Source organism: Serratia proteamaculans, from assembly GCF_946227095.1.
In the GTDB taxonomy this organism is placed as follows: Bacteria; Pseudomonadota; Gammaproteobacteria; order Enterobacterales; family Enterobacteriaceae; genus Serratia; species Serratia proteamaculans_E.
Genome location: NZ_CAMISV010000011.1, coordinates 127720 through 152368 on the forward strand (window position 1 = coordinate 127720; position 24649 = coordinate 152368).

28 protein-coding genes and 2 pseudogenes are annotated in these 24649 nt (G+C 51.5%); 6 read left to right on the forward strand and 24 right to left on the reverse strand.

Annotated elements, in window-relative coordinates:
• Nucleotides 1-87 precede the first annotated feature (87 nt).
• A complete protein-coding gene (locus OC597_RS20280; RefSeq protein ID WP_262210283.1) occupies nucleotides 88-777 on the forward strand; it encodes a VIT1/CCC1 transporter family protein in 690 nt (229 codons plus the stop codon).
• 47 nt (nucleotides 778-824) lie between these two features.
• Here OC597_RS20280 and OC597_RS20285 read toward each other — a convergent pair whose 3' ends face one another.
• Nucleotides 825-1151, reverse strand: a complete 327-nt coding sequence (locus OC597_RS20285) for a gamma-glutamylcyclotransferase family protein (RefSeq protein ID WP_261251749.1) — start codon at nucleotides 1149-1151, stop codon at nucleotides 825-827.
• A 128-nt stretch (nucleotides 1152-1279) separates the two neighbouring features.
• Here OC597_RS20285 and OC597_RS20290 point away from each other — a divergent pair.
• A pseudogene (locus tag OC597_RS20290) lies at nucleotides 1280-1423 on the forward strand (integrase); the annotation flags it as partial.
• A 145-nt stretch (nucleotides 1424-1568) separates the two neighbouring features.
• On the opposite strand, the gene OC597_RS20295 reads toward OC597_RS20290, so the two are convergent.
• From OC597_RS20295 to OC597_RS20325, 7 genes are all read right to left on the reverse strand, one after another.
• A complete protein-coding gene (locus OC597_RS20295; protein WP_262210212.1) occupies nucleotides 1569-2402 on the reverse strand; it encodes a DUF4942 domain-containing protein in 834 nt (277 codons plus the stop codon).
• Nucleotides 2403-2507: 105 nt separating this feature from the next.
• Nucleotides 2508-2837, reverse strand: coding sequence for a DUF5983 family protein (locus tag OC597_RS20300; RefSeq protein ID WP_262210214.1), 330 nt, complete (start codon nucleotides 2835-2837; stop codon nucleotides 2508-2510).
• The gene (locus OC597_RS20305; protein WP_262210215.1) at nucleotides 2834-3202 is read right to left on the reverse strand and encodes a TA system toxin CbtA family protein; all 369 of its coding nucleotides are present in this window, start codon (nucleotides 3200-3202) and stop codon (nucleotides 2834-2836) included. The genes OC597_RS20300 and OC597_RS20305 overlap by 4 nt, the downstream gene beginning before the upstream one ends.
• 71 nt (nucleotides 3203-3273) lie before the next feature.
• On the reverse strand, nucleotides 3274-3609 hold the full coding sequence (locus tag OC597_RS20310) for a type IV toxin-antitoxin system YeeU family antitoxin (RefSeq protein ID WP_262210216.1): 336 nt from the start codon (nucleotides 3607-3609) through the stop codon (nucleotides 3274-3276).
• Nucleotides 3610-3619: 10 nt separating this feature from the next.
• On the reverse strand, nucleotides 3620-4099 hold the full coding sequence (gene radC, locus OC597_RS20315) for a RadC family protein (RefSeq protein WP_262210285.1): 480 nt from the start codon (nucleotides 4097-4099) through the stop codon (nucleotides 3620-3622).
• A 36-nt stretch (nucleotides 4100-4135) separates the two neighbouring features.
• Nucleotides 4136-4576 carry an antirestriction protein gene (locus tag OC597_RS20320; protein ID WP_262210217.1) on the reverse strand — a complete coding sequence of 147 codons (441 nt, stop codon included), beginning with the start codon at nucleotides 4574-4576 and terminating at the stop codon, nucleotides 4136-4138.
• Between the two features lie 371 nt (nucleotides 4577-4947).
• A complete protein-coding gene (locus OC597_RS20325; protein WP_262210218.1) occupies nucleotides 4948-6174 on the reverse strand; it encodes an NAD(P)/FAD-dependent oxidoreductase in 1227 nt (408 codons plus the stop codon).
• Nucleotides 6175-6298: 124 nt separating this feature from the next.
• Between OC597_RS20325 and OC597_RS20330 the strand changes: the two genes are divergently transcribed.
• Nucleotides 6299-7153 carry a sulfite exporter TauE/SafE family protein gene (locus OC597_RS20330; protein WP_262210220.1) on the forward strand — a complete coding sequence of 285 codons (855 nt, stop codon included), beginning with the start codon at nucleotides 6299-6301 and terminating at the stop codon, nucleotides 7151-7153.
• 18 nt (nucleotides 7154-7171) lie between these two features.
• Complete coding sequence (gene blh / locus OC597_RS20335; RefSeq protein WP_262210221.1) at nucleotides 7172-8455, forward strand: bifunctional sulfur transferase/dioxygenase Blh; 1284 nt, start codon at nucleotides 7172-7174, stop codon at nucleotides 8453-8455.
• Nucleotides 8456-8564: 109 nt separating this feature from the next.
• On the opposite strand, the gene OC597_RS20340 is transcribed toward blh, so the two are convergent.
• From OC597_RS20340 to OC597_RS20350, 3 genes are all read right to left on the reverse strand, one after another.
• Nucleotides 8565-9185, reverse strand: a complete 621-nt coding sequence (locus OC597_RS20340) for a hypothetical protein (protein ID WP_262210223.1) — start codon at nucleotides 9183-9185, stop codon at nucleotides 8565-8567.
• Nucleotides 9186-9212: 27 nt separating this feature from the next.
• Nucleotides 9213-9767 carry a hypothetical protein gene (locus tag OC597_RS20345; protein ID WP_262210226.1) on the reverse strand — a complete coding sequence of 185 codons (555 nt, stop codon included), beginning with the start codon at nucleotides 9765-9767 and terminating at the stop codon, nucleotides 9213-9215.
• A gap of 248 nt (nucleotides 9768-10015) precedes the next feature.
• A complete protein-coding gene (locus OC597_RS20350; protein WP_316044872.1) occupies nucleotides 10016-10954 on the reverse strand; it encodes a GTPase family protein in 939 nt (312 codons plus the stop codon).
• 441 nt (nucleotides 10955-11395) lie between these two features.
• On the opposite strand from OC597_RS20350, the gene OC597_RS20355 reads away from it, so the two are divergent.
• Together OC597_RS20355 and OC597_RS20360 are read left to right on the forward strand one after the other, a co-directional pair.
• Nucleotides 11396-12028 (forward strand): inovirus Gp2 family protein, encoded by a 633-nt coding sequence (locus OC597_RS20355; RefSeq protein ID WP_262210228.1) that lies wholly within the window; start codon nucleotides 11396-11398, stop codon nucleotides 12026-12028.
• Between the two features lie 115 nt (nucleotides 12029-12143).
• On the forward strand, nucleotides 12144-12359 hold the full coding sequence (locus tag OC597_RS20360; protein ID WP_262210230.1) for a helix-turn-helix transcriptional regulator: 216 nt from the start codon (nucleotides 12144-12146) through the stop codon (nucleotides 12357-12359).
• A gap of 581 nt (nucleotides 12360-12940) precedes the next feature.
• On the opposite strand, the gene OC597_RS20365 is transcribed toward OC597_RS20360, so the two are convergent.
• From OC597_RS20365 to OC597_RS20425, 13 genes and pseudogenes are all read right to left on the reverse strand, one after another.
• Entirely contained in the window at nucleotides 12941-14569 is a 1629-nt protein-coding gene (locus tag OC597_RS20365) for a YfjI family protein (protein ID WP_262210232.1), read from the reverse strand.
• A gap of 476 nt (nucleotides 14570-15045) precedes the next feature.
• A pseudogene (locus OC597_RS20370) lies at nucleotides 15046-15192 on the reverse strand (recombinase family protein); the annotation flags it as partial.
• 292 nt (nucleotides 15193-15484) lie between these two features.
• The gene (locus OC597_RS20375) at nucleotides 15485-15643 is read right to left on the reverse strand and encodes a hypothetical protein (protein ID WP_262210234.1); all 159 of its coding nucleotides are present in this window, start codon (nucleotides 15641-15643) and stop codon (nucleotides 15485-15487) included.
• Nucleotides 15644-15743: 100 nt separating this feature from the next.
• The gene (locus OC597_RS20380) at nucleotides 15744-16193 is read right to left on the reverse strand and encodes a cupin domain-containing protein (protein ID WP_262210289.1); all 450 of its coding nucleotides are present in this window, start codon (nucleotides 16191-16193) and stop codon (nucleotides 15744-15746) included.
• A 563-nt stretch (nucleotides 16194-16756) separates the two neighbouring features.
• Nucleotides 16757-17644, reverse strand: a complete 888-nt coding sequence (locus OC597_RS20385; protein ID WP_262210236.1) for a hypothetical protein — start codon at nucleotides 17642-17644, stop codon at nucleotides 16757-16759.
• Nucleotides 17614-18579 (reverse strand): reverse transcriptase domain-containing protein, encoded by a 966-nt coding sequence (locus OC597_RS20390; RefSeq protein WP_262210238.1) that lies wholly within the window; start codon nucleotides 18577-18579, stop codon nucleotides 17614-17616. The genes OC597_RS20385 and OC597_RS20390 overlap by 31 nt, the downstream gene beginning before the upstream one ends.
• The gene (locus OC597_RS20395; RefSeq protein ID WP_262210240.1) at nucleotides 18572-19063 is read right to left on the reverse strand and encodes a fimbrial protein; all 492 of its coding nucleotides are present in this window, start codon (nucleotides 19061-19063) and stop codon (nucleotides 18572-18574) included. The genes OC597_RS20390 and OC597_RS20395 overlap by 8 nt, the downstream gene beginning before the upstream one ends.
• Nucleotides 19064-19101: 38 nt before the next feature.
• On the reverse strand, nucleotides 19102-19593 hold the full coding sequence (locus OC597_RS20400) for a fimbrial protein (protein WP_262210242.1): 492 nt from the start codon (nucleotides 19591-19593) through the stop codon (nucleotides 19102-19104).
• A gap of 13 nt (nucleotides 19594-19606) precedes the next feature.
• Entirely contained in the window at nucleotides 19607-20089 is a 483-nt protein-coding gene (locus tag OC597_RS20405) for a fimbrial protein (RefSeq protein WP_262210244.1), read from the reverse strand.
• A 14-nt stretch (nucleotides 20090-20103) separates the two neighbouring features.
• Nucleotides 20104-20607, reverse strand: a complete 504-nt coding sequence (locus OC597_RS20410; RefSeq protein ID WP_262210246.1) for a fimbrial protein — start codon at nucleotides 20605-20607, stop codon at nucleotides 20104-20106.
• A 9-nt stretch (nucleotides 20608-20616) separates the two neighbouring features.
• Entirely contained in the window at nucleotides 20617-21279 is a 663-nt protein-coding gene (locus OC597_RS20415; protein WP_262210248.1) for a fimbrial protein, read from the reverse strand.
• A gap of 38 nt (nucleotides 21280-21317) precedes the next feature.
• On the reverse strand, nucleotides 21318-22058 hold the full coding sequence (locus tag OC597_RS20420; RefSeq protein ID WP_316044873.1) for a fimbria/pilus periplasmic chaperone: 741 nt from the start codon (nucleotides 22056-22058) through the stop codon (nucleotides 21318-21320).
• Nucleotides 22059-22100: 42 nt separating this feature from the next.
• Nucleotides 22101-24638, reverse strand: coding sequence for an outer membrane usher protein (locus tag OC597_RS20425; protein WP_262210252.1), 2538 nt, complete (start codon nucleotides 24636-24638; stop codon nucleotides 22101-22103).
• Between the last annotated feature and the right edge of the window lie 11 nt (nucleotides 24639-24649).

Genomic DNA, 24649 nt, shown 5'->3' on the forward strand with positions numbered 1-24649 from the left:
TTTCCGAACTTTGCTTGCTGACTTATCCCCCTGAATTCCGCAAGACGGGTCCATTGAATCGACAAGATGAAAAATGGGAGCGCCATGATGCACAGAGAACGACACAGTATTGAAAAGATAGGCTGGCTCAGAGCGGCGGTCCTTGGCGCTAACGATGGCATTGTTTCTACTGCAAGCTTGCTGCTGGGGGTGGCATCCGCCAACGTCACCCACCAAAGTATTCTGTTAACCGGCATTGCCGGTTTGGTTGCCGGTGCGATGTCGATGGCAACCGGTGAATATGTCTCCGTGTCTTCCCAGTCAGACACGGAGACAGCCGCTCTGGCGGAAGAACAGGCCGAGCTGGATGCCGATTTTCAGGGTGAATTTCGCGAGTTAACCTCAATTTATGCCCATCGTGGCCTGGACGTCGCGCTGGCGAAACAAGTGGCAGAAAAACTGATGAGCCACGACGCCTTGGCCGCACACGCGCGTGAGGAGTTGGGCATATCAGAAATCACCACCGCCCGCCCCCTGCAGGCTGCCCTGACTTCTGCTGCAAGCTTCTCGACGGGGGCCATATTACCTTTATTGGTGGCCGCGATTGCCCCGGCCCAGTGGGCGATCCCCGCTATTGCCCTTTCTGCATTGGTTTCTCTGGCCATTCTTGGCGGTATTGCCGCTAAAGCCGGCGGGGCGCCGATAGGCCCCGGCATTATTCGCATTACTTTCTGGAGCGCCCTGGCAATGGGGGTTTCATCAGGCGTCGGGGCGCTTTTTGGTTCAATAGCTGGCTGAATACTGACATAAAACCGGCGCGGGTCCGGCTTTAAGAAATGGTGGCGCTATTTTTTCAGCATATAGATAAAGGAATCGACGATATCGCCGCTTGCCGTGGTGACTTTAACCGACACCCGCTCATAGCCCTCGCCTTCGAACTCGTCGAGAGAACTCCAGCGATCAGCGAGGTTGTCAGAGTGGAACAGGAAACCTTCAACCTTATTGCCGCTATTATCCAAAACGATGCCGGGATACCCCATGTCAGCCCCCCAGCCCTCATTTAGCAGCGTTCCGCCGACACTGCCCTCTTCCCAACTGCCGCCAATGCTTTCCATGATATGAGCATTTGGCCGCCCTGGGCCCAAGGTGCCGTACACAAACAAACTCAACATGTTATGCCCTGTCATCTTCGATGGTTTGGGACTCAAAATAGCATGAGGTTCAGCGATGACCAATGGGTTCGAGGAGGAAGGAGAACCATAAATCAGCAGATCTCTAGTGACTAATCTGTTCAGGAAATGGGGGATGGAACAGCATAGAAATGGTATAGAGATATACACTCTTGGCACCGAATCATTTAACTGAGCACGCGAGACAGATCGATGCGATTTTCGAAGATTTAGTCCCAAATATGTCTCACATCAAAATTGTGAAACTCGGGTGATTTTCGTAAGCAGTTGAATCTAAATGGTCCCTACAGGATTCGAATACATACAGTATTAATATGTTTTATATGGATAAAATTGTGTTCGATAAAATTTGTACCAACATTTATACCAACAGATAAATTTGTCAGAAAGTACGGTCCATTATCGATGGGCCAGCATGCCGGGATAATACTTAGCAATGATGTCGTTCATCTTTTCTACCAGCTCTAGGCGTTTGAATACGATATGTCCGGTCCCCTTTTGAAAGTACTTTATCTTAAACAGTTCATCTTCGTAGCGGTCTGAGGCTTTCTGCTCGCTAATATGATCGCTGAGACGACGAGCAATATCTGCACGGTTATCAGGAATGGGTTTTCCATCGAGTAACATCAACATGCGTTCCAGGTCGACCAGTTGATCCCGCCTCCAACCCCAAGTGAAGCTGAACCCCCAACGGTTGTGAGTGACCAGGTTGCTAATGATGATCTTTTTGCCAAAACTACACGGGCGGTTAGTTTTATAATCCCAGCTCAATCCTTTAAACACGTTTATCACACCCCGCTCAAAGAATTCAGATTTGCTCTGATGCAACTGCTCAAAGGTACTAAGAATGTTGTTCTCACTGATTTCCGGCAATTCTCCGTCATCCAGGCTTTTATTCCACTGGTCACGTGCCTGAGCATCCATCAAAGAGAGCATCCCGGATTTCAACATCAGGTCACGCCAGATGCTGCGATCGATGTTGCGGGTGATTGCTTTCATGGCAGTTTCCGCTTTCTCGGTGAACCAACAGTCGTAGCGATGTCCTGGTCTCATACCCCACTCCATGGATGTTCCACCTCCAATACTGTTGGTCAACATCGATATTTCATCCAACTGGTTAATGAGGGCAGTAATCTGCGTACATGCGACATTACGCCCAGACACGATGCGTTCGATGCTGGTGGAACAAATCACTTCCGTATGGTCGGTCAAAATTTCGGGTTCAGTCTGCATATTTCTTTCTCCGTAAACGTAAACGCCCGCCGGTTTAAGGGCGGGCGTAATGGGGTGACGTTGGTCAGTGTTGTTCGGAAAATAGTAGTCGGATGCTGTGGGCGCTCACCAATCAAAGGTTTCAAATTCCGACAGTACATCCCCCGCCGCATCCAAATGAAGGAGAGCGATGTGATGGTGTCGCATCAGGCCGAGAATTAACCGACGGCAGGCTTTCGATAACCCTAACTGTTTAAGCCGTAGTACCGGATGTTGCCACGCATTGAGTCGTATCAGGTACCCTGTGCCGGTGAAATGGCACCACTCACCGTTGCCATAGTCTTCTTGCTGGTGTGAGACGTGATACAGCACCGTGTTATCGTCGTTGGTGATATGAGCGGTACTGCACTGGATCCCCGTGAGCAGCGCACTGACGGGGCGTTTGTCGCGGTTCATGGCCGTTTTTCTCCCTGAATGGTTCGTGTTATGACCTGATATCCGTTACGTGTCATCAACCCGGTGGCGTGACGGGCCCGCAAGATATCGATGGTATTGATGAACAGTGATTGCTCCCGGCAGGAGAACCCCCGCCGGTCAGTGCGTACCAAGTCGAACTTCTCCACGATAAAATTCAAGGCATCGGCCAGTGATATACCAGCATCAATATGTTCCTGAATTATTGTGTCATCACTGAACACAGTGTCGTTCACTGTCAGTCCATAATGTTGGGCCAGCAGATACGTGAGCAGATCCCGCCAGATCGCAATGGGAGTTTGGCAGGAGTAAACCGCCCGTTTCGGGATGACAGGTAAAGTTTTCATGTGGGTTATCTCGGGGTTGGAATAAGGAAGATGGGTAATGGGATGGAGAGAGTTTATTTACGTGTAAGCTTTTACGTGGCTGCCATGCGCGTTGGATACACCGAAATATACACATAGCCATGTGATCCCAATGTGTCGGCTTCACAAGTCAGCCCATTGCGGTAGAGCGTGACGCAGTGCTGATACCGGGGATTGAGTTCCCCGGACAACAGCATCAGCTCCAGATGGTTGATAAACTGCGGGAAGGCATTATCCAGTGAACGGGCCTGCACTTCGCTGAAGGCGCCGCTGATGCCGGCACGATCGGCCAGATAATGGAGTCGGTTACCTTGCTGTACGAGACGGGCGCCCAACTGCGGAGTGATGTTGCGTTTCAGGCCCCAGGCAGTGACTACGATAGAAGACATGTTGCTTTCCTTATAAAAGTCCGTGTTCAGCAAACGAGTACACCGTCATACCGCCAACAATACAGTGGTCCAGCACGCGGACATCAACCAGCGCCAGTGTCTCCTGGATCCTGTGGGTGATTTGCCGATCGGCATCGCTGGGGTCTGCATGTCCCGAGGGGTGACAGTGCGCCAGCAGGACCGCCGCGGCGTTGTGCTTCAGCGCCGATTTCACGATTTCGCGGGGATGGACTTCGGTACTGTTGATGCTGCCGGTAAACAAGGTTTCATGGGCCAACAGGCGATGCTGGTTGTCGAGATAAAGCACCATAAAGACTTCACGCTCCAGCCGGGCCATCTGCAGTCGCAACCAGTCGCGAGCGGCATTGGCGGAGGTGAACGATTCGCCGGGTTTACGCAGATGCTGCTCCAGTAAGGCCAGCGCGCGCTGAATGGTACGTTGCGTGGGTAATGGCAGTTCCGCCACTGACGGGGATAGGATTGTATGCATCATGATGATGGGTGTTTCCGTAGGGAGTATTAAGGGTTAGTCGATGATGCGCATAATGGCGTTAGACTCAGGATGAATAAGGGCGTAATCCCGCAATCGGTAGTAATGTTCCGTCATCGCATTGCACATTGTGCGGCAAGCGTGGTGGCTGTAAGTGATGAGGCAGGCGATGATGCCGGCGGCCTCATGACCGACGGTGGCGCCATTCCCGTTCAGGGCGTTAAAGAGTGCGTACTCGCCTTCGGTGGACGGGATAATAAATGCCCCACCGTTACTGAGGGTGTAAAATTCCCAATAATCGCCGCAGTAGTGTTCACACAAGAGGTCAAGCCAGGAAAATATCGGTGATTCGATGCGGAGCCAATGCGGGACATTACCAAAATGCTGTAACCAGAACGACGGGCGGTCAGCCTCAGAGACGAGCGCGACGATCATCGTCAAGGGGGCGGTTTCATGAGAGCGTTTTTCACATGTCATAAGGTGTTTCCAGACGCTTTTTTCGGGTGAATAAAAGGTAGCCAGACAGGATGTCCGGCTACCGGGATATGAAGGTGTGCGTGTTATTACTGTCAGGTCAATGAGCGGGAAAGGGACGTGTTAAACGAACGATAAGAACGGGATTGATGCTTATGGCTGCACTCTTGACCACGTCGTGTTACGACGCAAATGGGGAGATAATCGGCCCCCAGAGCGTCTCTGCCGATCGTGTGTTAAAAAACGCTTTTTAGTGATATCGCCCGGGTAAATATTTATCCAGTCCTCTCTTGGTCAATAGCTTCAGTCCCTCTTTTTTTTATCCAGGCATTCTTGTCGCCAAGCGGATGACACAGGCTAGGCGACGAGAGCATTTACATTTTACTCCTGGTCAGCCATTCCACACCGCGAAGCATTCCGGTCCAATAGAACCGAGGCAAGAACCAGACCTTTAACCACCAGGCGAAACGACTCGGTCGGGTGGGGTCAAGCGGAAATGTCGGCAATAACCGGTTTCCATAACCAAACTCCGCCAGCACGACTTTCCCTCTTTCAACGGTCAGTGGGCAGGAGCCGTAGCCGTCGTAGCGTGATGTTGGGCTCTCCCCGCGCATGACCGATGTCAGGTTGTTAGCCACAATGACAATCTGTTTACGCACCGCCGCCACAGTCTTTGCATTGGGCGCTGAACAACAGTCGCCAAGCGAGAAAATGGAGGGCCAGCGTAGATGCTGCAAGGTGAATTTGTCTACATCACACCACCCATCAGCATCGTCAAGTCCACTGTCTGCAATAAATGGGGGGGCGGACTGTGGTGGAACCACATGCAGCATATCAAAGGGCAGCGTCACTTCCTCCTTTTCCCCTCCAGCGACGGCGAAGGTCGCCACTCTTTTTTCACCCTCGACACGAATGAGAGTATGAGAATAGTTGACCCTGGCGTTATATTTTTTTAACTGGGCCTGTAAAGGGAGAACAAACTCAGGTATGCCAAATACGGTGTTTCCCGCAAGGCAAAAAAAGACGTTGATATTCTCCAGGCAACGCTGACGCTGCCAGTAATCACTGGAAAGGTATAAGGCTTTTTGGGGGGCGCCTGCGCATTTTATAGGGGCAGGGGGTTGAGAAAAAATCGCGTTACCCTGTTTGAGATTTTTCACTACATCCCAGGTATAACTGGCCAGGTCAAAACGATAATTAGACGTCACCCCGTTACGCCCCAGTGTTTCTTCCAGACCGATGATTTTTTCCCAGTGTAATACCAGACCACTTGCCACAATGAGATAATCGTAAGAAATACAGTCACCTGAACGTATTTCAACAACTTTCTCATCGGATTTGACCCGTGTCACCGTGTCTTTTATCCAGGTGACCCCCGGAGGAAGAACCTGCTGCATGGGCCGGCGTGTTTTTTCAATATCATATACCCCTCCTCCCACCAGGGTCCATGCGGGTTGATAGTAATGATATTCTTGTGGCTCGACCAAAATAATCGTTATGCCTGTGTTTCTTTTTTTTATACTGGCAATGACACCTATTCCGGCAGATCCCCCACCGATGACCAACAGTCGCTGTGATGAAGCCTTCTCAACTCTTGTCATTTACGCCTCCTTTCCCTTCAACTTATCTCAGAGACTTTTCGGTTAATAGGTTTTATTTAGACTGTTACGTTATAATGAATATTTATTATTCCATTTTGCTATATGTAATAACTTTAAAGAATAAGTGATTGACACTGTATTTTTCCCATCGCCTAATAGCGTAAAAAATAACAACAGGGATCCCTATGAGCTTACAGGAGATTATTTTTTTACCTCAACTCCTCCTTTCTCTTTGATGCTCACGGGTGTCATTGTCGGTTTGCTGCTGGCATTGACCGGTGGAGGGGGATCGGTAGTGTGTGTTCCGCTTTTGCTTTATTGGGTAAAAATGAAAGATGTGCACATGGTTATCGCTACCAGTGCGATAACCGTGGCTGTCAGTGCGTTGTTCAGTCTGCTGATCCATGCCTCACAGGGTCACGTCAGGTGGAAAAAGGGAATATTGCTCACGGTGTTCGCCGTCTCGGGAACCTTGATTGGCGCGGAGTTGGGCAAGGTGCTCAATGGGAAATACCTGCTGCTTCCGTTCTCACTCCTGATGATGACGGTGGCATTGCTGATGATCAACCGGCTGCGTCGCGTCTCCCCAGCCATCACGGGCCGCGAGCGGTATCCTCACCCCAGATGGGGGGGCATTGCCGGTTTTACGGTGGGGCTGCTTTCGGGTTTTTTGGGTATTGGCGGTGGCTTTTTGGTGGTTCCCGTCCTGGTCTGGCTGTTCCGGTGCTCCACATTGGACGCTATCGCCACCTCACTGATGGTGGTATTTGCCATGAGCGTGTCGACCAGCCTCAGTTATGCCTTAGCGGGCTATGTTGCCCCTGAAAATACGCTGCTGATTATTTTAGGGGGATTTTTCGGTGGCGCTCTGGGTACGGTAATAGCTCATCGACTTAAGAAAAACACGAGGGTCATTGAGTTGTTATTTTCAATGATGCTGCTCGCAATGGCACTCTATATGTTAATTAAGAACCTCTGAAAAATACGGGAGAACGCAATGAACCTTCGCCATGTTAATGACTGGCTTTCATTTTCTGATGCACTAACAGCAGAGGCATTTCAGCGACTGTCCCATGAGGGCTATACCCTCGTCGTGAATCATCGTCCCGATGAGGAAAGGGGCAATTATTTAACGCACAGCCAGGAAAAAGTGTTAGCAGACCAGCAGTCTATGGATTATATCTACATGCCGTTCACCTACGATTCATTATCTTGGGAACAAGTCTATACCTTTAATCGGCAAGCAAAGAGTGGAAAGAAAGTAGTGGCGCATTGCCGCTCGGGTTCTCGCTCGGTAGGGATATTTTTTTTGCATGACCTGAATGAAGGTCTGATTGATGAAAAGACCTTTCGGGAATATTGCCGCCAATATAACGCAGACGCTGAACCGGCGCTGGCCTGGTATGCCCGCCAGCAACAATGTTCACCGGTAGCACAGGTACAGGCTTTTTATGAACCGATCAGCGGGAGCCTGCAATATGTGATTGCCGATCCTGAAAGCCAACGCTGCGCCATTATCGACCCAGTGCTGGATTTTAATCGCCAGACCGGCGCAGTTTCGTCTCACCAGGCGCAAAATCTGTTGGATTTTATCCAAAGCTGGCAATGGCAGGTTGCCTGGATATTGGATACGCACCCTCATGCTGACCATTTTTCCGCTGCAGCCTGGCTGGCGGAGCAGACCGGTGCACCCATGGGGATAGGGGAAAAGATCGAAGACGTGCAGACGCTTTGGAAAGCGCTTTATCACTTGCCCGAGCTCAGTGCACCCAAATTAATTTGGGACAGATTATTTAAAGACAGCGACGTTTTTTATGTGGGGAATTTGCGGGGGGAAGCGATGTATTCACCCGGCCATACGCTGGCCTCCGTCACTTACCATATCGGTAATTGCGCCTTTGTCCACGATACGCTGTTCATGCCGGACAGTGGAACTGCTCGTACAGATTTTCCCGGCGGCAGTGCGGAGGCGCTGTGGGAAACATTACAGCGGCTGTTGACGTTACCGGAGGAGACGCGTTTGTTCACCGGCCACGACTACCGGCCAGGTGGCCGTGAGGTGTGCTATGAAAGCACGCTACGGGAACAGCGTGACATCAATCCCTTTTTACGCCATCAAGATCGGGCCAGTTTTAGTGCAATGCGAGCACAACGTGATAAGCAGTTGCCGTTACCGGAGCTCATGTTGATGGCACTGCAAGTGAATATCAATGGCGGCAAACTGCCGTTGCCCGAGAGCGATGGACACCGTTATTTGAAAATCCCGCTCAATCGGTTTTGACGGCTCAGGGTGAACCGTCTCCCGTCGTCTTACCCGTTGGCTTTGCCCCCAGGCCTCCCGGATAACCGGAAGGCCTGCAGTTGATGGCACGTCATCGTGTGAAAAAGAGCTACAGATGATCAACAAGACGCTTGAGGGGGGAAAGCTGACTATTGCCTGATTTGATGTCGCATGATGTGGTTTTAGCATTAACCAATGCCTTCCCCAGGGCTGGGGCCAGCAATTTCGCAGGGTATTGGAAGCTGTACGCCAGAGGGACATGATCGAAGCTGCTGTCATTATGGTAGAAGTGAAAAACAAAGCTTCCAGTCTTGTGATCCAGCATTTTTGAAACAGCCTGTGCCAAATTGGCTGTCAGCAGACTATCCATCAGCGTATCGGGATGATCGATACTGATGTTCATTTGATGAGCCCCTGCCGGGTAATACTGCAGAGTCATTCCCGTTGCCCCCTCAGCCTTATCGCCATAGATATCTTTCAGGTAATACATGATGTCCAGACGTGCTTCATCGGCGTTGCAGGTGAGCCGGAATTTCTCAGTGATTTTCCCCTTCTTCCCCGTGATGATAAATTCATCAACGCCCGCCATAATACGGTCATGCTCAACCTGTACGTTGTCAGCCACCACATTCTGGTATTCCACCGGTTTAGGGTCATACGCCGCTGCATATCCGACCTGGCTCAACTGAGCGCTGACCAACAGGGTAAACATCATTATCACTTTCTTCATGTTCATCATCTCCTTGATAAAAATCACTTATTCAGAATCCGTTAGCGTGACGTATATACTCCCGCCTGAGCGTACTTCTATCGTCAGCGGTTCTTTTGATCCGGTATTCAGCAAAGCCTGAGCCTGATAAAAGCGCCCCGCCACCTCCTCCCTGATATCTGTGATACGGATACAGTGCTCCTCTATGCCCTGACGCTGCAGGATTTTAGTGACCACCGGGCAAGCACTCTGCGCCAACTGTTCGGTACCGGATTGTGTTTTAAAATGATTGCCGGCCACGGCTGACAACACGGTACAAATCAGCCATACCTGTAACAAACGCCAGGGCTTCCCCTGACGCTCGTCACGTTGGCGCAGATACACCATCGGCAACAGGAACCACCCCAGTGAAGGGGCCGTTTTCTCCTGTTTCATCAAACTCAGCCGGTCGAGCAGTACCCAGACCAGGGAGCACAGCATATAAAGACCCAACGCCACCTTTTGTGGGAGGAAGATAGCAGAGAGTCCCCAGATGACCGGAAGACCAATGGACAAGCACCAGGCGTAGGTGTCTTGCTTGAGAAACGGATAAGGTTTCAACATAGTGAAATAGTCCTTTATTAATAATTAATTAGAAAATGTTGGGATTGAGCGACCTCCCCAGCGAGGGGATCGTATCGGGATGTAAAGGCGAGGGATAATCGTTAGTGATGATCAATAAACCGAAACCGATCGGTTAAATCTATCGTTAAAAACGATCGTAATATTATTATTGATAGCCTATGGCTATGGCGTAACTATCTTCGATCGGCGAAACAGATCGAACACATAGGCAGGTTTTTAGATATGCATTAAAAGAAGCGATGCCACAGCAGTTTGGCCAGAGTGAGCAATCGATAACGGATCCGTGTTAACCAGGTTCTGAATGTGTGAGACTCCAGCAGGGCCTCCACGCTTTCATCAAAGATGTCTCCCACCACACGGGCAAAACCTTCCTGTGCCGTGGTAGTCACCTTCTCTGTCCGATACTCAGGTTCAAGCTGTCGGGTTACCCCGCTACTGGCTTTATCCGGTAATGCGGTGATCAGGGCCTCAACCCACCGAGTGATATTGAACCCCTCCGGTGCGGAAACGGCTAAAACGGGGTGGGCCGGTGTAAATACCGCATTCACCTGAGCCACTTTCTCCTGCAGGTGCAGCTGCTGGCGTAATGAGGGCAGATGCGCAACGGTATCCCATTCCCGGCAGGGGTCGATTTTATCGGCCTGGTTAAGCACAAAAAGAAACCGGGTCGGATCCGCACCGTGCGACACCAGTTGTCGGTAGCAGCGGATATCGTCATTCCAGGCACGGTCGTCGGCTTTTAGCACCCAAACAATCAGGTCCAGTTTATTCAGCCAGCGCTGGTAGAGATGTGCATAAACCCGGTCGAGTACCGGTGTTTCACCGATCCCCGGGAAATCCACGATAAGCAGGGCATGGTTGGCCAGACTGAAGGAGTAAGGCTGCACGAGCCGCGTACATCCCCGAACGGCACTGACCCGGGCAGGCGGTGGTGTAAACAGAGCATTGCACAGGCTGGACTTTCCTGCCCCGCACTTGCCCATCATGCCAATCGTAGGCTCATAGTGAATGGATTGCCGTAATCGACCCAGGATCGTCGCGGAGAGATACGCGGGGAGCAGGGAGAGTTGTTGTTTAAGGATGTGCAAAGGGTGTTCAGGATTGTCGGGCACGAAGGTCTCCATAAGATAAGCATGCACGGCAGCAACCGTTGCTGCGGTCTTCACTCAGGTAATATCGGCCTCAGGTTTTTTGGAGATGAATACTCAGTCAAACCTCGTTTGTTTAACCCATTAAATTTTAATGAATTATATCAGGTTAGCGGCTACGAATTTCTCTTCTATTTTATGTGAAGAAAGTAATGATTTTATATCCATTCAATAACTAACTTGAGAGTGAACACCTCATGTCTTTTAATAAAATATTGGTTGTTTTTGGTATTCTTTTCTTTTATTGCATTTTTATCATATAACACAGTCTGACTGTCGGGTTGGTATTATTACTATATAGAAGGAAATTTATATTATAGGAGTAATAACAATCTAATCATCAGTGATTAATGATATCTACTTAAGTAAATAAAACCAACACAACACACCCCTTGTCATGATTTTTATTTCTCACTGGACCGTCCAATTCTATTATCCACCATTTAAAAGGAAAATACTATGGAGATAAACCACTCGAGCCTGGGCCCTCTGAATGCGAAGTATGTGGCACGCATTCAAGATACCTTATGCAAGGCCCTGAATGAGTACCCAAGAACGCTGGTGTTAAGAATTGACCTCAGACTGCCGGATAATAACCTCACTCATGAATACTCACTGGACTCCACGCTTATCACCCGCTTTATCGTCTCTTTAAAAGCGCAGATTGACGCGGATTTATTGCGAAAGAAAAATAACGGGAAAAGAACCTTTCCCTGTCGGGTTCGTTATGTCTGGGCCCGAGAGTTTGGTGAGCGTGGGAAAAAACACTATCATCTGGCCTTATTCTTGAACAAAGATGCGTATGCCTACCTGGGTAATTACATCCCCACCGACAAAGGGTATCCACATAACCTGGGTGTCATGATTATGGAAGCCTGGGTACGGGCATTGAATTTACACGATGACGATGATTATCAGAAATACTATCCGCTGGTGCATTTCCCTAAACCAAGCTATGCCCATCTGAATAAGACCAGTACCAATTTTAACAATGACTCTGCTGAAGTCATTAATCGAGTGTGCTATCTGGCCAAGGAATACAGCAAAGACAGCTCAGATAAACAACGTAATTTTGGCTGCAGTCAGTACTGAGTCATTATTTTATTACTGAGGAAAACCATGTTATGGCGGAGTGCTAAGTAATATCACTATCGATAATACACGCACTCCTGTCTTTTACTCAACTTAAAGACAGAGAGATATCGTCATGACAAACCTAAATAACATACCTGACCTGATGAACGATAAACTGGTGGATATGGTCTTCATCACCAAATTTACTGGATTAAGTAACAAATGGTTCTACAAACTCATCCAGGAGGGGGAATTCCCAAAGCCAATAAAACTGGGCAGGAGCTCCCGCTGGCTACAGAGTGAAATAGAGACGTGGATGCAGCAACGTATTGTTGACTCTCGGGGTTAATTACGACAGCACCGGTAAAAACAATATATCATCCCCATCGACACCACGTAAACCACGCCAGAACCCCCACTACTGCATTAATAAACCGTAAGGCACATAACAGCATCCCTTTCAGACAAACCAGCACAGCAGGCATTACAACACAGTTAATGGGGATCATTGATTATGGCAAGTCATGTTCCGGAAGGGGAAATTCAATCCGTACGTATGAAATGGATATGATTAATGAATTTCAGCAGAAATGACGAGGGATCCCACGATGGTCCAGGGCGAGCATAAATGCAACATAGTGGTAACAATCCATATCACTATCAGGAAGAAGGGGTCAGTGAGTCACCCATCCTCTATAGATTAAAAATCAATCAAATTATAATATTTTTGCGTTATGATTTTTAAAAAATCCTGCTATCGTTGCTACAGTAGCAAGTGTAGCGGGGTTGCTCAGTAGTTTTACTTGTTTTTTTACGGCTCAGCCTGTGTCGACTGAGCATTTTGCGTACGAAAGAAAAACGTCATCACACACCAGTTACTGGCCTCTTTGCATAGGAATTATCATCAATTCATTAACAAGACAAAGTATTTTATGAGTATAACAATCTGGATTGATTAAAGTAACTGGCGTCATATTTTCCTCGGACATTTTGGTATGAGGCAATGATAGGGTTTCCTCCATTGGCATAAAATTCCTGAGGGATATACCAGCCTGTATTATTTGGACGAGGTGCTGAGATAAAAATGGCGGAATTGAGATTGGCACGAATAAGACAGACAAGTCCCATCCCGATGAGTTGCTCAAGGACAGGTTTTAATTTTTCTATTCGACGCAAACGATTGGGGCCGAACCTTTCCACGTGATTCATTTGAATCGGATGAGCGTTCCCTTGAAAGAATTTATTTCTAATCCATGCAAACAGCTCATAGACATCCTGTTCAAATTGGTAACGCTCTGACTTCGGGTAAAATAATACACTGGCCTGATTAAGATGCCAGTCTACAATTTTCATGGCCCCACCAAGGGTCTCCGAAGAAATCTGTGTGCTTTCATTACTCTGAATAAAGGTGAGTATGGCGGCAAGCCGGATGGTATTAGCACCTGACTTTGACGCCATATCCCGGATATGCTCCCACTCCTGGTTAAGGCCAATTTTACCCTCAACCTCAGAGCGCTTATTTGCCTGCAGCATTTTTGCCTCATCTGTCAGCGTCAGCGCTTTCTTTTTATTTTTATTGCCATAAAAGCGTGTCCTCTGAATGTCTAACAGTGCCGAAATCCTTTCGTGCAATCCACGCAGTGCCTCATCAGACTGTTCGAAATGGGTGTTTCCGTTACGGTGACCGATGGTACTTGTTGTATTGGCATACAAGAATCGAGAAAGGAAACCACTGCCTTTAGCGAGCTCACCATGTTTTTTCAGGTAATCCTCAAAAACACTCGGCTGGGCCATTAATGAGAGAGTCAGGCATGCCTTAATTTCATGATTTTCACCTTCGGTGCGTCGGTGACTGTAAGTCTCACCGTCCCAGGCTTTATTGAGCAGTCCAAGATTATTTTTCAGATACCCTTTAAAAAAGATGCTTGCCTCGTCGGAGAACAAACCTGCTTCTGGATACTCGCTTATCCCTTCAATGAAGGCTGTAGGTGTGACATCCTCATAAAGCATCACCGGATATGTTGGTTTTTTTGGCTCACGTTTAGCATGTTCTTTAATGTCACTTTCTTCGTCTTCACTATCTTCTCCATTCTTAATTGCGCGCCTAAGAAGACCGTCAAATGCCTGTTTTTTGACTTTCCAAACATTATGTTCGTGTTTATATTTATCCAGTTTTTCCTGATATTCCTGATTCATTCTTTCTGCAAAAATGTTAAACGGTCGCATCACCCGCTTGCTGATGGTCGTTTTACCCTCGCCAGATTCAGCGAGGGTCAACAAATAGAGAGAACAGGACTCAGGCTGATGGGTATGGGTGGGAATAACCTCAATATGAGACTGACATGCGAGCGAAGCGGCTGCCAGGACAACATTGCCAATCAGTTCTACCGGGATTTGAGTTTCTTCATGTAATGCTTGGATCACTGCCCGCAATATAGGGGGGAATGCATTCACCGGATAAGGATAGACTTGTAATGGGGCCTGGGAGGTGTTCTGGGGCAGTTGTGGCACGGAATGTCCAAGCCCGGTTGCGTTAAAGACTTCAGTCGACATACTCATGTTCGCTCCTTGCGAGAAAACCAATAACTCTCTTCCTGAAAGCATAAATCAAAAAACCCACTAATAGCGAGGATATCCGTAATTGCGGTTTATTCTGCTGTAATGCCTGGTCAGACCCGTTGAGCACTGTCATTCTAATGGGCTGTTATCGGGAAGCAACGAGCTCATACACTGTGTGATGATACCATCCGTAGTCTCAGAGGATTACGATTATAAGGGCCGGAAATGACTCCACCGAATTCCGGTCTCGTCGCGTAAGCATGCCGTCAACATAGAAGAAGGCGATATGGCCATCTAACTCATCCCTACGTGTAGTAAAACTCATATCAAAACCACACATTAAGTCACTTGATATAATTACCAAGACAACCATTCTCCAAGTAAAAATCATATTAGTGATCACAAACACACTTATACCCACGAATGACAGTCACTGAACGGTGCCTATGACAGTCGACATGTCGCCTGCCCGCAGAAAGTTGCAACTCAGTTCGGCCATCCCGACTGACACCGCTGGCTTTTTCCGCACGGATAATTTCACAACCGCCAGCGCGAAGAATTTGGGTCGGAAAAGTAAGATCCTGGCCATTGGTTGGAATCCAGGTGTAGCCATAAAGAACAATGATAATGAAAAAAGTATCGTTAGACCCAAGGTGATGAGAACGTAACACTGGGATGAGACAGGAAATGGAAGGAATGATTAATTGACAACAATGCGACGTTGCATCGAATTGAGGTGTGATTTTGCACCACGGACGATGTAAATACCTTACGTCATACGAACTCTACTTCTATGAATGAAGGCAAGAGGACGGGCGAGTCATGCACGCCCATCCATTGTTAACATTTTACCCGTGGTACCGTTTAAGCCAACCAGAATCAGTATGGTATTATTTTCTCAGGCGACAGAACAGATCAGTTTTTATGCGCCAGTTTAAGAAGAGCCAAAAACTGGCCTTCCAGCATTTTCACTCTGGCCAGATATTCCTCTGGTGTGCCTGACATACCGACGGCCGCCAGGTAGTCTCGTGCCAGTTCTCGCGCCTGTTGCGCGTCCATCTGCTGTCTCAACATCGTATGGTTCTCCTAGGGTAAATGAATGCGTTATGTTTCACATGGGACAGGTGGGCATGGCATGCTTTCATTGTACCCTTCGTTGGCACGGTGATGGCCATTATTTATCCGCAATAAAGGCTTCATCGGCTCCGCTGACGGGAATATAAGCCCGGATCCATTCGTCGCCGTCGACCATTTCCCAACTGTGCCCTTCACCCTCGGTATCTTCCGCCAACAGCACCGTACCAGGAGCTATTATAAAGGTAGAACCGTCGCTGACCTTAAATCTTAAGGTTCCCTTAAGCGTCACCACATATTGTTTTCTTGGTGCCGGGTGAACCCCTTTTTGCCATTCTTCAATGGTGTTACTGAACCAAAAACTGTGCGCAGGAATTTTCTTTAACCCAGGCACGCTGCCTTTAATAAAGGCGGCGCGGTTGTCTGGCGTGTTGATTAAACGGTACGCGGGTAACCGACCATTATCCTCGGCCTTTTTAACCGATTCTTGGGCCGATAGTGAGAACGTTAACCCTGCGGTAACTAGCAATAACAACATTACCCTTTTCATCATTTACAACACCGCCCCTGTTGAAAAAATTCCGTGGCAACGCATGCCCCGTTGATACAGGACATGCTCTTTTTATTTTTTCACTATTTAAAATAGACAGCGTACGCCCAATGCAATTGCACAGATACCAAATGGGCCTTCGTCTGTTCCTCACGCAGTCAACGCCCCAACATGCTCAATGGGCGAATAGCTCAAAACGCCCCCAACAGACACCAATGGAATGCGAAGGAGGTTTACGTGGTGCCTTCATACACGAGAGCGGTAGGTCCAGCCAGTCGACGGGATATCCCTTGCGCCATCCCCCTAATTTCAGCATCACATAAATTGCAAAATCGATCTCTGATGTTTTTTATCCCACACTTAAATCCGTATGACGTTCCTCGATCATCCCGACTTACGAGGGAAGTAGAGTTGACACCAAAAGGGCGCGCTGGCTTTTAATGGTTATCCCTTTATCGTTCCTTATACTCGCATGCCCTTTCGGGTTTGCCATCAGATTTAGTCTGGAAGGTACGAGTTGCGACTAGGATGGGCGTGAGTCCGCTCTCTCTTATTTTGATACTCTACCAATAGGAGATCGATACACCGACATTGCCAGATCGAGTGCCAGTGGTTGCAGATGAGTCTGATGACACAAGGGCACGAAGTGTCACTGATTGTTGCCCGGTCACTTCAAATTCCCCAGGTACGCCTAATCCGTTACCCCAGTCGAACTGTACTTGAGCTAAGCCATCTGACCCGAGAGGCAGTCGTTCATCGGGTAAAGTCGAGATACGGAGAGTGGCATTTGATGGTCCAGGGCATTTTAAAGTCAATGAGGTACTAATTTCTTTCGTCCTTCCAGGGGGCATGGAGCCAAAGTCGATATTGATGTCCTTTGGGGTCAGTGCGCACCCAGGGACTTGGGCGTAAATTGGAACGCAATCTGTTAGTTTCCTTCCGGAGCCGGGAGTGAGGTTTCCGATAAACAGTTCAATATATACACATGTTCCAGATGGAATCCCGCCAGGGAAATAGTCCCAGTCATTGTGGTAAGCTCCTTTCCGGAGTAATCCGGAAAGGCGACCCATGGTTTTGACAGTGTAGATGGCGGGGTCTGCCGATTGCCATCCGATGTCTAATGTCAAGCGTAGAGGTTTCCCAGGCTCGTTAAATACCGTAAAAGCTTCACAATTGGGTTTATCTTGGCCATCTTTTATGAGACATGGGTTTGGGGATTGGTCGGACGTGTCATAGTTCAGTACGCGCGGGTAAATGTCATAACTATTCCAATAGGGGATGTATTTATACGTAGGTGCGATAATCCATGCGGCAGAGCCCGATTGCGTGTAAAGCAGAATTATCCACAAGAGAACTGATTTCATCGAGGGGGTTTCTCCATGTTGTTTTTTTTGTTGTACCAGACAAATCGCAAGATGGGTCACCGATTTATCAACATACTTTTTGCCCATAATGTCCACCGTGCCTCATACGCTCGCACTCGCGCCTCGGTCTCTGTCAATGACAACCGTTGTCGACGAGCTTGCTCGTAAAGCCGCACGCGTTGCGCACGGTGGTTTTCTAATGCCCGGGGCGCGATGGTGGTCCCCGTGGTGCTGAACTGCACACCCAGCCAGTCAAAATCCTGTTCAATCCTGCCCAACTGGGTTTTATCCGGATGGGTCTCAAACCCACCCAGGTTAAAAAATGCATGTAATCCTTTAACGCAGCGCCGCAGTTGCCGGCGCGTTCGGGTGAACACCAAAAAGTCATCCATGTAGCGTGCATAAAAGGTGCCCTCCTGTACGCTAAAGTAACGGTCGACGTGGTGCAGTAAACTGCCGCCGATTAACGGGCTGAGTGCACACCCCCGACAAATTCCGTGTTCTGGCGTATAAAACTCCCCGCCCTCTTCCACGCTGTAATGCACATATTGCGCAATCACATCCTGCAGCACCGGGTTGGCGATGTATCCCCGAACCTGGCGCATCACCTGCGCTTTGAGGATATGCCGGTAATAACCGCGAATATCCGTACGGTAAACAAAAGCATATTCCCCAGAGCCTATGGCCTGACGCACTTCGGCTACCGACTGGCGGCTGCCGCCATGCCCACGTAAATGCGCACAGCGTTTATGCATCGGCAACAGCCGTTCGGCCTGTAACGCCACCCACTTCAGTACCAGTGCATCTTGCGCGCACCACTGCACCCAACTGCGTTCTGCGTAATGGTGCACCTGCATCGCCGACAACCGGTATTGGCCGCTCACCACCAGGGCATACAGTACCGGCTCCAGCCGTGACCGGTGATAGCGCAGATGCCAGATATCGGCATTGGCCGGCGCATGTCGTCGGCGTTGATACAGCCAACGCCAGGCCGCCTGCCAATCCGCATCCGCCCTATTCATACTCCAGGCTAAAGGTGGCAATGGCGTTAAACGGCCCGCGCTCAATGGTCTGGTCGGCTATCGCCTTCGGCTCGCCCTGCACGTACGCCCGAAGAGTCAGGGTATTGGCCCCGCTCACCAGTCCGAAGCCCGGCCCCGGTTTGTTCAGCGGCAGCGGTGTACCGTCCTGGGTTTCCATGCCGATACCGATACCGTTGGCCTGACTGCCGGCCTCCAATTCCAGTAACCCCGGCAACATCGGGTTCTCCTTGCCGCTGAAGGTCACCTTCACCGTTTTGCCCAGGCTCAGGTCGCATTCCGTCAGGCGAATGTCGAACGGCTGGCTGTGAGTACGGGTGTTCAGGTACAGGTACTTGTCAATCACCGTGCCAAAATCCAGCGTGATTTTTTCATCCCCCGGCGGAATGATGCAGGGTTCTGCCACCAGGGCACCGTGAAAACGCATATTGTCCGCCGCCAGTGCGGGTTGACTCAGTATTAACATCAGGCTTATCAGTGTGTTGTACATGGCCGCTTGTGCCCTCATTGGTACACCGCCTGCAGGGTCGCCGTGGCTAAAAAAACACCCTCTTCCAGCGTCGCCCCCGGCCGCTGTACCGGCACCGCTTCGAGCGTGGGCGGGTTGGCCGGGTTGACCGGGATCGGCAGGTTCAGCTCAAACGGCTTGCCGTTTTGTATCAGCCGGATACCCAGATCGGTGACGTCGGTGCGTACCGCCGCCTTGTCATAGGCCGTCTGGATACCAATCACCGCCAGCGTCATGTTCCATTTGCTGGCGCTCGGTTCACAGGTGATGCGGTAACCGATCGGCTGCAGGTAGTTCACCCCGTTCACCTTCTTGATACCGACCCGCTCGCCAAAGTCGACGTCAATGTCCTCGCCGTTGTTGATGCTGCAGGCCGGCGGCTCTATCAAGGTGCCACGAAAGGTCATATCGTCCGCCGCCGCCAGCACGGCACTAAAACACAGCCCTCCCAGCAACAACAGTCGGGTTACCGCAGCGTATCGCATCATGCTTGTGCTCCTGTTAGCGATAGTCGATCTTCATGGTCGCCGTGGCGTTAAAGGCCCCCCCCGTCAAGGCACCCGCCGGATTTTTTGCCGGTACCGCTTGCAGTTTGGGCGCCGTTGGGTAGGTGAAGTTAAACCACTTGTTCACCCCCAGCGGGGCATCGTTGCTCAGCAGTGCAATACCCAAATTGGTTTTATCCGTACGCAGCTGCTGAGTGCTGAACGCAGCCGCGGTGCCCTCAATTTGCATCCGCAGCGCATTGGTCACGGGGCCGTCGCAGGTCAGGCTATAGCTCACCGGCATCTTCTTGTACGCTAAGCCGTCAACCTTGTTGGTCATCACGTCATCCCCGAAGTTGATTTCTATCGGTTTATCGCCATTAATCACGCACGGCGGCGGTTCAATCAGGGTGCCGAAGAACTGCATATTCTCGGCCTGTACGCTGCCACTCAGTAACATAACGGCAGCCCACAGCGCCGAATGGATTGGCTGTTTCATCAGATTGTCTCCCTTCACTGGTATTCGACCTTCATGGTCGCCCCGGCGGAAAATGCTCCGCCCTGTAACCTCGCACCGACACGCTTGACCGGCACCGCTTCCAGTTGGGGTGGGCTAAAGGTGTCAAAATTAACCCAGGTGTTAATCGGGTAACGGCTGCCGTTATTAAGTAATGCAATGCCAAAATCCGTCTGGTCGGTCTGCAGCACGTCACTGTCAAAGTCAGCACCGCTGCCTTCTATCAGCATTTTCACCGCACTGGAGGGCCCACCGCAGTTAACCGAGTAGGTCACCGGCTTCTTTTTGTAGGCCTTTCCGTCTACCTGGGTAGTCAGCACGTCATCGCCGAAGTTCACTTCAATCAGGTTGTCGTCGTTAATCACACAGGCTGGCGCTGCAACCAAAGTCACTGTGACCGTAATTTTAGCCAAATCAGCCGCCTGTACGCTGGGCACCCCGGCCAACAGGGCTAATCCCAGCGCAGTAACAAGACGCCGCGTATCAAACATGCCGCTCATAGCGTCCCCTCAGTCATAGTTAAGCCGAAAATCCAGATGGGCCGAATAAGCCCCAGCCTCTAACGGCGCACGCGTACGTTCTGCGACCAGTTGGTAGTTCAGCGCATCTTGCCCCGGGGTCAGCAACAGGGGCGCCCCACGGCTGCCGAGGCGGATGTCCCGCCCCTGGCTGTCGGTCATACGCAACCCCAGCCCACCTGCCCCCCGTACCTGCACCAGTTCTGGGGTGTTGGCATCCGCCGGGGCGGCAAAGCTCACCGACACCGCCGGTTGATGCGTACTCCACAGCACGCTGCCGGTGCGCTCATCGCGGTTGTTCGCCGGGCTGCGCAGGCAGTCTTTTAACTGCAGACGCACCGCCACCGGCGTGCCACGGTCACCCACCTTCAGCAGTCGCCCGGTGCCGGTCTCACCCAACTGCACCGTCTGGTGAGCCGAGGCCATCTCCAGCCTGCAGGCGCTTTCGGTCAGCGCGCCGCGCACCCGCAGCACACCGTTGGCCCCCTCCACTTGCATGTTGTCCGCCGCCTGCGCCATGGATGCCGGCAACAGCACCAGCACCACCCCCACGGTCAAGGGCACCATCATCACCAGTGCCGCGATGACCAATGCGTACTGGCGGTCGTGGCGGTGACAGGTTGATTGCTCTCCTCGCCGAAATATCCTTTGCATGCTGCTCTCCTGGCCGTTTGGCTCGCGGGCGTTACCCGTTATTTTTTATCCGCATTCACCTGACAAGACGCACCGCTGCAGCGGAAGGTCAATTGCGGGCGGCCGCCGTAGTCATTCACATAGGTCAGGACCGGCGTGGCGCCCAGCGCTGCGGCACTGACACTCAGGGTGTCGCTGCTCTTGGGGGCGACCATCAGCGGTTCAAAGCCCGGGGCACTGGCGCCGTCTTTTTTGCTGCTGCCGTCAACCAGGGTCACGTAGTAAGCGGTCGGGTTGCTCACCTGGTACTTGTCACCCTGTTTGCTCAGGGTGAGCTGCTCCTGCCACGGCACCGCCGCTTCGCTGTTGGTCACCGCAATGGCCTTCGGGCGGTAGAACAGTTTGATGCGGGTCTGCAACGCCAGTTGCAGGGTGTTCGGCTTGTCGCTCTTCGGCGGAATTTCCCGCAGGTTGAAGTAGAACAGCGACTCGCGATCCTGCGGCAATCCGGCAGCCCCTGGTAGCCCCTGTACCTTCACCTGGCTTTGGGCCCCCGGCTCCAGACGTTGCACCGGTGGCAGCACCGTCAACGGGCTGGCGATTTTGTTGCCCTGCGCGTCTTCAATCCACCCTTGCGCCAGGTACGGCAGCTGTTTGTTCTCATTGCTGATGTTCAGACTCACCGACTTGCTGTCACCGTTGAAAATCACCCGGGTGCGATCCAGTGCAATCGCGGCCTGAGCCTGCTGTGCCGCCAGTGTGCTCAACAGCAGTGCACTGATTACTGTAGTTTTGTTCATCAAAGTCATCGTCTGGTACTCATTTAAAAAGTGAATTCTGGGTTAAAGCGCCTGTGCTTCTGCTACCTGAGCCATCAGCATGCACGGCAACAGCAAATCGGTAGTGCCGCTGTTCGGGATCTGCGGTGGCAGCGTCAGTTGGCACTGCGGTTTACCGCTCCAGTGCACCGTCATCTGTTCACCTGGGTTAATGCCGCTCAGGTAGACGCTGCCGGCGTCGTTAACAATGCCCACTTCCTGCTTTTTGGCATTCAGCACCGTGGCACCGAACGGCGGTGTGGAGCCGTCCGCCAACCGAATCACCGCCATGGCTTTTTCACCGGCGATGACCGCAAACCGGCGGTAGCCAATCGCGCCCTCGGTCAGTGTGGCCTGCACCACCGACTGGGTGGCCTCGGCGTTCTCCGGCAGGGTGTTCAGGTCAATGCTCACCTGGTTGCGGTAATAGCTGCTGACGTCCGCCACCACCGCCTTGCCAAAGCGGTTGGACAGATTGGTATCCCCGTATCCGCGGATCGGGATGCCCGCCACGCCGTCGGTATCCACCAACATGCGCGTCCCCCCTATCATGCTGCTGCGGTGCAGCGCTGCCCCTTCCAACGTGGCCGTCGCGCCGCCCTGTACCGACACGCCCAGCGACGAATAACGTCCGTCCTGGTAGCTGGCGTTGGCGTTGACCTCTGCAATATCCCCCTGGTGGCTGTAATAGCCGTTGGCGGTCCCCCCGCTGCGCGCCCAGCCGCTGCTGATCTGGTAACTGTCGCCGTTCTCCAGCCGATCGTAGTACCCGACCTGATGGCTGTTGTCGTTGCGGTTAACGCTGCCGTTGTAACTGACCGAGCCACTGTTGCCCCAGGGCACCGACAGCGACAGGTACATGCCGTCGTCATTGGTGTTGTTGTACTTGTTACGGTACGCGGTTGCCGACAGGCTCAGGTTACGGAACCGGCCAACATCAAAGTTGCGCGACAGCGTCAGGGTGTACCTGTCGTTGGCCGGGCGATCCCAGTAGGTCTGGTGGCTGTAGTCGAGATAGGCACTCAACCCCAGGTCACGGAACTGCTGGTTGAAGGTGATGTTGTACCGCTCCTTACTGCTGCCCGAGCGTGCGCCGTGGTTACGTGCATCCAGGTATTCGCTCATCGACATAAAGTCCTGCTCCGAGAAGCGGTAACCGGCGAAGGTCACCTGGCTGTCGGTCTCGTCAAAGCGCTTGGAATACTGCAGCCTGTACGAACCGCCGCTCAGCGTCTGGTCCTCATACGGCAACTGTGCGCGTGACTGGGTGACATCGAACGACAGGGCACCAAACATCAGCAGGTCACGCCCCACGCCCAGTGCCAACGCGTTGTAATCGCCGCCCGCCACGCCGCCGCCGAACAATGACCAGCCGTTGCTCACACCCCAGGAAAACTCACCGGTGGCGAACACCGGGCCGTTAACGCGGTGCTGCCAGTCCGAAGGTCGGCCGCTGGCCACTTTGTAACGCACCTGGCCCGGACGGGTCAGGTAGGGAATACTGGCCGTGTCCATCTTGAACTGCTGCACGCTGCCATCCAGCTCTTCCACCCGCACGTCCAACTGGCCGCTGACCGCGTCGTTAATGTCCTGAATACGGAACGGCCCTGCCGCCACCTGGGTCTCGTACAACACGCGTCCCTGCTGGCTGATCACCACTTTGGCGTTCGTGCGCGCCACCCCGGTCACCTCCGGCGCATAGCCACGCAGGTTCGGCGGCAGCATGCTGTCGTCGCTGATCAGGCTGGCACCGGCGAAGCGGAAACTGTCAAAAATGTTGGAGTACAGGTAGTTCTCACCCACCGTCATCTTGGCGCCGAGGCTCGGGATCGCCCGGTAGGCGTAATAACGGTTCCATTCCCATTTTTTCTGTGAGGACTGATCCGACCCGCTTTGATGATCGACCCGGGTTTGCCAGTCCGCGCGCAGCCGCCAGGCCCCCATGTTGGCACCCACAGTGCCGTTACCGCTGAGGTTATAGTCTTGTTCACCCTGCTGCTGTTGACGTTGAGTCTGGGCATTGAGGTAATAATCCACCAACAAACCCGGAATGCCTTCATCCCAACGCGACGGCGGATCCCAGTTCTCTGCACTGTATTCCAGGTAAGCCTGCGGCAAACTGACGTACAGGGTGGATGTACCTAACTCCGCACGCGCTGTCATCCCATCCAGGCTGGTATTGACCAGGCACTGCCCCTGGTGCCACCAGGTCAGTTTGTCTTGCAGCGCGGGTTTTATCGCAAACTGCTCGACCATTGCCGGTGTAATACAGGCTTCACTGCCTTTTGGGTCATTGTCCGGCACATAAAAGGTGATCGGCTGTTCCGGCAGCTCTTGCTTATTGATGCGCACTTTCATGCTGTAATCGCCCGGCATGATATAGCCGCCACGGGAGAACTGGTCCAGATCGATGTTATTGCGGTCTTTGACGTCCAGCACATCGGTATTAAACTGAGTGTCTTCCGCATAGGCGTAATAACAGCCTCCGCCCAAAATAATGGACACCAATATCCCCAGCAGCCGCGGGCGGGACGGAAATGCAATCAAAGATGGGTTATCCATAATCCTTAGAC